Raw genomic sequence first — 9,683 nt, forward strand, 5'->3', positions numbered from 1 at the left:
GGTTGGCCGATTGGCGGCCGCGACATGAAAGGTTGGACAATGGCCAAAATAACCAAGGCTCCCAGCGACGGCGTCTTCGCAGTCCTCCCACTGCGCGACATCGTGGTGTTCCCGCACATGATCGTTCCGCTCTTTGTCGGGCGTGAAAAGTCGATCAAGGCGCTGGAAGAGGTGATGGGTCAGGAAAAGCAGATCCTGCTCGCCACCCAGATGAATGCCGCCGATGACGATCCGGAGCCCGATGCCATCTTTGATATCGGCACGCTCGCCAACGTGCTGCAATTGCTGAAGCTGCCCGACGGCACCGTCAAGGTGCTGGTCGAAGGCGCCTCGCGCGCGAAAATCACCGCCTTCACCGACCGTCCCGACTTCCATGAGGCCCGCGCCACCGCGCTGGTCGAGCCGGAAGAGGAAGAGGTTGAGGTCGAGGCGCTGGCTCGTTCGGTCGTCACCGACTTCGAGAACTACGTCAAGCTCAACAAGAAGATCTCGCCCGAGGTGGTTGGTGCCGCCAGCCAGATCGACGACTATTCCAAACTCGCCGACACGGTCGCTTCGCACCTCGCCATCAAGATCCCCGAAAAGCAGGAGATGCTGGCCACGCTCTCGGTCAAGGAGCGGCTGGAAAAGGCGATGGGCTTCATGGAAGCCGAGATCTCCGTCCTGCAGGTGGAGAAGCGCATCCGCTCGCGCGTCAAGCGCCAGATGGAGAAGACGCAGCGCGAATACTACCTCAACGAGCAGATGAAGGCGATCCAGAAGGAGCTCGGCGAAGGCGAGGATGGCCGCGACGAGGCCGCCGAGATCGAGGCCCGCATCAAGAAGACCAAGCTCTCCAAGGAGGCCCGCGAAAAGGCGGAAGCCGAATTGAAGAAGCTGAGGACGATGTCGCCTATGTCGGCGGAATCCACCGTGGTGCGCAATTATCTCGACTGGATCCTGTCGATCCCGTGGGGCAAGAACTCCAAGGTCAAGCAGGACCTGGCGTTCGCGCAGAACGTGCTCGACACCGACCATTTCGGTCTCGACAAGGTCAAGGACCGCATCGTCGAGTATCTCGCCGTGCAAAGCCGCCAGAAGAAGCTCAAGGGGCCCATCCTGTGCCTCGTCGGCCCTCCCGGCGTCGGCAAGACCTCGCTCGGCAAGTCGATCGCCAAGGCGACCGGCCGCGAGTTCATCCGCATGGCGCTGGGCGGCGTGCGTGACGAGGCCGAGATCCGCGGTCACCGCCGCACCTATATCGGCTCGATGCCCGGCAAGGTCATCCAGTCGATGAAGAAGGCGAAGAAATCCAATCCGCTCTTCCTGCTCGACGAGATCGACAAGATGGGCCAGGATTTCCGCGGCGATCCGTCGTCGGCGCTACTCGAGGTGCTCGATCCCGAGCAGAACTCGACGTTCATGGATCACTACCTGGAGGTCGAGTACGACCTGTCGAGTGTGATGTTCGTGACGACGGCGAACACGCTGAACATCCCTGCGCCCTTGATGGACCGCATGGAAATCATCCGTATCGCCGGCTACACCGAGGACGAGAAGATCGAGATCGCCAAGCGGCATTTGCTGCCCAAGGTGGTGCGCGATCACGCGCTACAGCCGAAGGAGTTCTCCGTCAGTGAGGACGCGATCCGCGCCATCATCCAGACCTACACCCGTGAAGCGGGCGTCAGGAGCCTGGAGCGCGAGCTGATGAAGCTCGGGCGCAAGGCGGTGACCGAGATCCTGAAGACGAAGAAGAAGACTGTGAACATCACGGCGGACAATCTCGCCGATTATCTCGGTGTTCCGCGCTTCCGCTTCGGTCAGGTCGAGGCAGACGACCAGGTCGGCGTCATCACCGGACTTGCCTGGACGGAAGTCGGCGGCGAGCTGCTGACGGTTGAAGGCGTCATGATGCCCGGCAAGGGCCGCATGACGGTGACCGGCAATCTGCGCGACGTGATGAAGGAATCGATTTCGGCGGCGGCCTCCTATGTCCGCTCGCGCGCTCTCGATTTCGGCATCGAGCCGCCGCTGTTCGACAAGCGCGACATCCACGTCCACGTGCCGGAGGGTGCCACGCCCAAGGATGGGCCGTCGGCCGGTGTGGCGATGGCGACCGCGATCGTCTCCGTGCTGACCGGCATTCCGGTCAGGGCCGATGTCGCCATGACCGGCGAGATCACGCTGCGCGGCAGGGTGCTGCCGATCGGCGGTCTGAAGGAGAAGTTGCTTGCTGCACTGCGCGGCGGCATCAAGAAAGTGCTGATCCCGGAAGACAACGCCAAGGATCTGGCGGATATTCCTGACAACGTGAAGAACGGTATGGAAATCATCCCGGTCTCGCGGGTCGGCGAGGCGTTGCGCCACGCGTTGGTGCGTATGCCGGAGCCAATCGAATGGGTCGAACCGGTCAATCCTCCTGCCGCGACGGACACTGCGGATGACGCCGGAAAGTCGCTTGCGCATTAGTTCTTGCTAAAGTTGCAGCGCACAAACAGAAAGCCGGGCCTCGCGCCCGGCTTTTTCATGTGAAAAACCCCGGAATTCCGGGCTTTTTTCCATCCTTTCCCGGCTTTTCGACTTGGTTGCGGGAGCGCTTCTTTCTAAAGTCCGTTTCCTGCCGGATGAGTCGTGAGTTCCGGTGTTCTCATGGAAGGGAATTTTTATGAACAAGAACGAACTGGTGTCCGCTGTTGCCGACGCCGCGAGCATTTCGAAGGGTGACGCGCAGTCGGCTGTCGATGCGGTATTCTCCGTCATCACCGGCGAACTGAAGAAGGGCGGCGATGTCCGGCTTGTCGGCTTTGGCAATTTCACCGTGTCAAAGCGCGCAGCCTCGACCGGCCGCAACCCTCAGACCGGCGCCGAAGTGAAGATCCCGGCGCGCACCGTGCCGAAGTTCTCGGCCGGCAAGGGTCTCAAGGACGCCGTCAATTAAGCGCCTTTTTTAAATTTCAAAATATCAGAAAAGCCGGGCAAGCCCCGGCTTTTCTTTTGCGCTCCTACTGGTCGATAGGTTCGTGATTGCGAGCTACCCGGTCGGCGCGTCCGCCCGCATCAGGCCGTCCTTCTTCAGGTCGGCCCAGAGTGCCGCCGGCAGTCTCGCATCGAGCAGTGACCGATTGCTTTCGACCTCGCTTGGCCGCTGGCCACCGGGGATCACCGACACGACGGACGGATGCAGCAACGGGAACTGCAGCGCTGCTTCGATCAAGCGCACGTCATGCCGTCGGCAGACCGCCTCGATGCGCGCCACCCGGTCGAGCACGTCCCGCGGCGCTTCGGTGTAGTTGTAGAAGGCACCCGGCTTCGGCCCCGTGGCCAGGATTCCGGAATTGTAGGGGCCGCCCAAAACGATGCCGATGCCGCGCTTCTGGCAGAGCGGCAGGAAGGATGTCAGCGCCTCCTGCTCGAGCAGCGTATAGCGGCCGGCGAGCAGGAACAGATCGAAATCACCGCGCTCGGCCAATGTCTGGGCAACCTGCCATTCGTTGATGCCGCCACCGAAGGCCTTGATGACGCCCTGGTCGCGCAAGGCAAGCAGCCCGTAATAGCCGGAGCGCATAAACTCCTCTATGCGCTGGTCGGACGCTTCCTTGCTGCCATGGGTGAAGATGTCGACGTCGTGCACGAACAGAATGTCGATGCGGTCGACGCCGAGCCGTTCCAGGGACGCTTCGAAGGAGCGCATCACGCCGTCATAGCTGTAGTCGTAGACCTCCTTGCGCGACGGCGTGTCGAAGAACTTGCCGATGCCGGTGCGCTCTTGCGGCGGACAGGCGCGCATGATGCGGCCGACCTTGCTCGACAGCACGTAGTCGTCGCGCTTCTTGCCGCGCAGGAAGGGGTTGAGCCGCGTCTCCGACAAGCCAAGCCCATAGAGCGGCGCGGTGTCGTAATAGCGGCAGCCGGTCGCCCATGCAGCCTCCAGCGTCGCATTGGCGTCCTCGTCGGAGACCGCGCGGTAGAGGTTGCCGAGCGGCGCCGTGCCGAAGCCGAGTTCGGTGAAGCTGATGCCGCCATTGCCGATGCGGTCGAAATGCCGTGTCTTCATATCCTGCCGTTTGCCTCATTGATTTGTCTGACATGACACTATCACGCTCGTGGCACAGCAAAAGCGCGCAGGGGCGTTGGACACGGATTTTGGCGGTGATAGCATGAATAAAAACAAGCTGTTCGGGGAGAGACGTGACCGGGAATTTCCACTCTTCTTCGACCTCGGATCGTTGGACGGCACCGTCGTGAGCGATGGGGGCTCGCAGATGTTCAGGACCGCTCTGGACGAGCTCGGCACTGTGCTGGCGCGCGTCGACGACGGCCGGATCGATGCCGCCTGCGAGATGCTTGCAGGAGCACGGCAGATCGTCGTCTACGGCTGCGGCCGCGAGGCCTTGCAGGTCAAGGGCTTCGCCATGCGGCTCCATCATCTGGGCCTGCCGGTGTCGGTGGTCGGTGACATGACCACGCCGCCCGTGGCGCAGGGCGATGTCTTCCTGGTCAGTTCCGGGCCTGGAGAAACCGCGACCGTGCTAACCCTGATGCAGGTGGCGCGCCAGGCCGGCGCGACGGTTCTGCTTCTGACCGCTCAGCCCGGCGGCAGTGCAGCGCGCTTGGCCGACTTCACGCTGCTCGTGCCGGCGCAGACCATGGCCGACGACCAGGGTCCGCAAAAAACATCGGTCCTGCCGATGGGATCGGTGTTCGAAGGCGCGCTGTTCCTGCTGTTCGAGGTCATGGTGCTGAAACTCAGGGGTCTGACCGCGGCCTCGCCGGAGGCGATGCGGGCCCGTCACACCAATATGGAGTAGTGCGATGCGCTACGAGTTGATGCTGCCGCACCAGATCCGCAAGGCGATCGCCCAGAACTGGCCGATCGCCCTGCCGCTCGGCGTGCTCGAATACCATGGCGAGCACATGGCGGTCGGCATGGACACGCTGGCGGTCGTCAAGACGCTGGAGCTGTTTGAGAAGGAGCGGGAGATCGTCATCCTGCCGCCCTTCTACTACGGCGCGGCGAGCTACGCCGTGGCGCCGCCGGAGGGCACAGGCTCGGTGCAGGTTGGCGGCAATCAACTGGCGCCCTTCGCGGAGGAACTGTTCTACAGCCTGCTGCGCATCGGTTTTCGCAACATCCACGCCATAATCCACCACCAGACCGAGAATTTCGCCGCCGGCATGCCGACCGATCTCGCCTTCAAGGCCGCCGGACGTCAGGCGATCTTCCGCTTCCTTGAGAAGGAACGAGGTGAAGGCTGGTGGGGCTCCGAGGCGATGGCCGCCTACTATGCCGAGCATGCCGAGGGCAGCAATTTTTTCAACTGGGTGCAGGTGCATCCGCTGATGCCGGCCGAGATGAACGGCAAGTACCCGTTCGATCATGCCGGCATCGGCGAGACCTCGCTGATGCTGGCGCTATGCCCTGAGGCTGTCGATGCCGGCCATTTCGCCGACAATACGAGCTGGTATACGGCCAGCGCTCCGGATGCCTCGGCTGCGCTCGGAGCAGAGGGCGTTGCCATGATCATGGATCACCTGCGCACGATCCTGAGGGGCTAGCGCGGTTCTCCTTCTCCCTTGTGGAGAAGGTAAGGACGGCGCCGCCTATTTCACCGCTCCCGCGGTCATACCCATGATCAGGTAGCGCTCCAGCGCGATGCCGATGACGGCCAAGGGCGCGATTGCCGCCGTGGCAAGCGCTGCCATCGACCACCAGTTGATGCCTTGCGAACCGGTCTGGCTCGCCACCATGACCGGAATTGTCTTGGCGTCGGTCGAGGTCAAAAGGGCGGCGAAGAAATACTCGTTCCAGCACAGCACCATCGCCAGGATGAAAGCCGCGACCATGCCGGGCAGGGCGATCGGCATGACGATGCGAAAGAACGCGCCCCAGATCGACAACCCGTCGACGAGGGCCGCTTCCTCGAGCTCGACCGGGATGGAATTGAACTGGTCGCGCATGATCCAGATGACGATCGGCAGCACCATCAGCGTGTAGAGCAGGATCAGCCCGATGCGCGTGTCGAGCAGTCCGACTTCGCGGTAAAGCACCAGGAACGGCAGTGCGAGCACGACCGGCGGCAGGATGAGCTGCGACAGGAAGAAGAAGGAAATGTCCTCGTTCTTGAACCAGGCGAAGTGATAGCGGTAGCGCGTGAGGCCGTAGGCGGCGAGGCTGCCGATGACGATGGCGAGGCTCGACGCGCCGACCGAAGTGATGACCGAATTCATGAAGCGCTTGAAGAATTCGTCGCGGACGGTCGACGTCTGGAAGATCGAATCCGGCGACAGGCCAAGCGATCGCCAGCCCTTCCAGTCCGGCTGGAAGTCGACGAAGGGGATCAGATGCCCCTGGGTCACGTCTACCGCCGACTTGAACGAGGTCGTGATCGTCCAGTAGATCGGAAAGAGGCAGATGAAGGCCCAGAACACAAGCGCGCCATAGATGAAGACGCGGCTGGTGATGAAGCTCGCCGGTGAGCGGATTTCGGAGACGGTATAGTCGGTGGTCTGAACGCTCATGATCCCTGCCGCACTAGTTCACATTGCGCACGAAGCGGTTGGCGACCTTCAGCAGCCAGGTCACGAACACCACGATGATGACGAGATAGGCCATCGCCAGCATCGTGCCGTAGCCGACATTGGAACGGTCCCGGTACTCGCGATAAATAAAGCTCGACACGGAATCGGTGGCGCCGCCGGGACCACCCGAGGTGACCGTGATGATGATGTCTGCCAGTTTCAGCTTGAAGATGATGCGCAACACGACGGCGGTCACCGACACCGGCAGCATCAGCGGGAAGGTGACCTGCCAGAAGGTTTGCCAGGCCGTGGCGCCGTCGACGCGCGCGGCCTCCAGCACCTCGCGCGACATCGCCTGCAAGCCGGCAAGCAGCATGATCATCATGAAGGGGATGAAGGTCCAGGCGTCGAGCATCATGATCGAGATACGGGCGGTGATCGGGTTGGAGAAGAAAGCGGGGTTGTCCCAGCCGAGATGCCGCGCCAGCGTCGCCGCCGGCCCGAACCGGTACTCCATCAGCGATTTGCCAATCATCCACGAGACCGCGACCGGCGACAGCATCAGCGGCATCAGGAAGACGACGCGAAAGAATTTGCGCGCCCGGATCTGCGCATTGAGCAGCAGCGCCAAGCCGAAGGCGATGACATATTCGACCAGCACCGCCAGCACATAGAGCACCATGTTGAACAGCGCGTTGCGGTAATAGGGATCGCCGAGCATCTGCCAGAAATTGTCGAGCCCGTTGAACTTGCGGCCCGAGAACGAACTCAGGTTCCAGTCGGTCAGCGCGATGTAGAAGCCGAACAGGGTCGGGAAGATCACCATGGCGATGGTGAACAGCAGCGCCGGCAGCAGGAACAGCGCCCGCTGGCCGTCTTCGCCGCGCGTCAGCACCTGGCCGACGCCGAGTGCCACGCCCCACAGCACATAGGCGTAGACCACGGGCCGCCATGTCTCGAAGCCGATCGTGTCGACCTCGCTCTTGTAGAGGATTTGCACCAGGATCGTTGCCAGAAGGCCGAGCGTCGCGACGGCCATCAGGGCCCAACCAAGCCGTTTGCGGCCGGGCGGGATCAGATCGGTCGGTACGGAATTTGCCGGCCACGCATTCGTGGTCGAAGTCTGGTCAGCCACGCCTCTTGCCTCTTTTGCGCAAATGACCGGCCGAAGCCGGCCAAGATACGGCCCGGCGACGACGTTCCGCCGGGCCGTGATCCATCATAACGCCTGCCTACAGGCCGAGCGAGGCCTTGTAGAGCTTGATCTGGTTGTCGCGGCCGATCTGGTCGGTCAGCTTCTCCCAGGCCGCGGCAATGGCATCTGCGCCCTCCTGGGCCTTCATCTTGCCGGCGAAGGTGTTAGCCAGAATGTCCTCGGCGGCTGAATAGTATTGGAAGATGCCGGGAATGCGTGGCTCGATCGCCGCGTTCGGGTGGTTGTAGCTGTCCGATTCCGACTTGAGATAGGAGGTGATGAAGGCTTCGTCATAGCCCGCCGCCACCCATTCCGGAATGTCGAAATGCGAGTTGCGGTAGGGCTGGAAGCCTGACGGGTACATCGCCGTCCAGATCGACAGGTCCTTGCCGCCGAGATGGGCGGCGGCGGACCATGCCGCCTTCTTCTTCTTCTCGTCGCTATCGACGCGGGCCATGACGTATACGCCCCAGCCGAGATAGGCGCAGTTCGGCGCATAGTTCGGTCCGCTGGCGAGTTTGTCCCACTGCCCGGTCTTGGAGTTGTAGACATCGTCGGAGCCGGGCAGGATCGAGAAGCCGGTGACGTCGCCTACGACGGAGGAGTCGTTGGTCTTGACGTTCGAGCCGACATCGCCCCACCAGGTGACCATCGAGCCGGTGCCGGCCAGGAACTGCTGGAAGGCGGTGGTGTTTGGATCGGCGTTGATCTGGTCGGCAGGCTCCGAAGGCAGCGCGTCGATCACGTCCTGTATAGCGCGCACCCAGGCCGGATTGTTGATGCGCGGCTTCATCGTGTCGGCGTCGAACAGCCAGGCCTTGTCGTCGGGGTGCTTGGCGTAGGCGGTGGCGCGGCTGCCAAGGAAATAGAAGCCGAATCCGCCCCAGGGTTTCGGCGCGTCGAGATAGCCGTAGACGTCCTGACCCTTGACCTGCTTGCCCTTGAGGAACTTGGTGACAGCCTGGACCTGCTGCCAGGTCTTCGGCACGCCCCATTCACCGCCGCCGCCGTCCTTCCAGGCCTTGGCGAGGTCGGCATCGGAAAACACATCGGTGCGGTAATTGAAATTATGCGCGTCGCCGTCGACGGTCACGCGGTACTGCTTGCCGTTCCAGGTGCCGACAGGCGGCTTCAGATAGTTGACGAGGTCGTCGAAATCGATCTGGGTCTTGACCCAGTCGGGCATCTCGGACGTGAGGCCCTTGCCGCAGACGTCGCCCTCGAACGGCGCGCCCATCTCGATGATGTCGAAGTCGACCGTGCCGGTGGCGATCGACTGCTGCAGACGGGCATTGTAGTCGGCCTGCGCCAGATCGATCCAGTTGATCTTGGCGCCGGTATAGGTTTCCCAGGGCTTCAGGAAGCCGCGGAACAGCACATTGTGCAGGTTCTGGTTGTTGAGACCCATGAAGGTAAGCTCGACGCCGGCGAATTCGCCTTCCTTGACATTGGCCTTGGTCGCCTCGAGACAGAGCTCGCCGACCTTCTGGAAGTCGGCGTCGGTCGGCTGACCCTTGCCCACGCCGGGGATCTGCAGGATTTTCGAGCGCAGCTCACTGGCGGCGGAGGCCGGGCGCGTGAGGGCGCCGAGCCCGGCGCCGGATGCGGCAGCGATCGCGGCCATCGAGGCCGCGCCCTTCAATATGTCGCGTCGGGTTGCCCCCGCGCGGACCAGCGTTTCGTAGAGACCTGTTTTCATCGATGTTCCTCCCAGAATATCTGTTGTGAATGCGGCCAAATTTCTCAGGCGCTGGAGCGCCAAACGATTCTCCCGGTTCGGAAACGAACGATGCAGGACCCCACCTGCTCGATTGAAGTTCCGTTTTTTTGGTTCGGGCAACCGGTATTCGGACCAGCGCCCGTCACTATTCTCGCAACCAAACGCCGTGTCAACGAGACCGGGTTTTGTCTGTCGTAAGCAGATGAGTTGTCCGGATTAGGTAGCACGTGAGTTGTCCGGTTTTATCGCCAGCGGATGGAGGCTGGG

The 9,683-nt window shown here is 62.2% G+C and carries 8 protein-coding genes; 4 read left to right on the forward strand and 4 right to left on the reverse strand.

All coding sequences use genetic code 11. From position 1 onward, the window contains the following. Nucleotides 1–39: 39 nt before the first annotated feature. Complete coding sequence (gene lon / locus FJ428_RS26925; protein ID WP_140493937.1) at nucleotides 40–2,451, forward strand: endopeptidase La; 2,412 nt, start codon at nucleotides 40–42, stop codon at nucleotides 2,449–2,451. A 196-nt stretch (nucleotides 2,452–2,647) separates the two neighbouring features. Then, nucleotides 2,648–2,920 (forward strand): HU family DNA-binding protein, encoded by a 273-nt coding sequence (locus tag FJ428_RS26930; protein ID WP_006201846.1) that lies wholly within the window; start codon nucleotides 2,648–2,650, stop codon nucleotides 2,918–2,920. 93 nt (nucleotides 2,921–3,013) lie between these two features. On the opposite strand, the gene FJ428_RS26935 is transcribed toward FJ428_RS26930, so the two are convergent. Then, on the reverse strand, nucleotides 3,014–4,036 hold the full coding sequence (locus FJ428_RS26935) for an aldo/keto reductase (RefSeq protein WP_140515754.1): 1,023 nt from the start codon (nucleotides 4,034–4,036) through the stop codon (nucleotides 3,014–3,016). Between the two features lie 208 nt (nucleotides 4,037–4,244). Between FJ428_RS26935 and FJ428_RS26940 the strand changes: the two genes are divergently transcribed. Together FJ428_RS26940 and FJ428_RS26945 are read left to right on the forward strand one after the other, a co-directional pair. Beyond that, nucleotides 4,245–4,790: an SIS domain-containing protein gene (locus FJ428_RS26940; RefSeq protein ID WP_140515824.1), complete on the forward strand. Its 546-nt coding sequence runs from the start codon at nucleotides 4,245–4,247 to the stop codon at nucleotides 4,788–4,790. A 4-nt stretch (nucleotides 4,791–4,794) separates the two neighbouring features. Then, complete coding sequence (locus FJ428_RS26945; RefSeq protein WP_140515756.1) at nucleotides 4,795–5,538, forward strand: creatininase family protein; 744 nt, start codon at nucleotides 4,795–4,797, stop codon at nucleotides 5,536–5,538. Between the two features lie 45 nt (nucleotides 5,539–5,583). Here the strand turns inward: FJ428_RS26945 and FJ428_RS26950 are convergent, their stop codons facing one another. The 3 genes from FJ428_RS26950 to FJ428_RS26960 all read right to left on the reverse strand — a co-directional run bounded on the left by FJ428_RS26950 (nucleotide 5,584) and on the right by FJ428_RS26960 (nucleotide 9,395). Beyond that, a complete protein-coding gene (locus FJ428_RS26950) occupies nucleotides 5,584–6,501 on the reverse strand; it encodes a carbohydrate ABC transporter permease (protein ID WP_140515758.1) in 918 nt (305 codons plus the stop codon). 13 nt (nucleotides 6,502–6,514) lie between these two features. Beyond that, complete coding sequence (locus FJ428_RS26955) at nucleotides 6,515–7,636, reverse strand: sugar ABC transporter permease (protein ID WP_140521848.1); 1,122 nt, start codon at nucleotides 7,634–7,636, stop codon at nucleotides 6,515–6,517. Between the two features lie 97 nt (nucleotides 7,637–7,733). After that, nucleotides 7,734–9,395, reverse strand: a complete 1,662-nt coding sequence (locus FJ428_RS26960) for a sugar ABC transporter substrate-binding protein (protein ID WP_140670011.1) — start codon at nucleotides 9,393–9,395, stop codon at nucleotides 7,734–7,736. Nucleotides 9,396–9,683: the final 288 nt, after the last annotated feature.

Origin of the sequence: Mesorhizobium sp. B2-8-1 (genome assembly GCF_006440955.1) — a bacterium.
Taxonomy (GTDB): Bacteria; Pseudomonadota; Alphaproteobacteria; order Rhizobiales; family Rhizobiaceae; genus Mesorhizobium.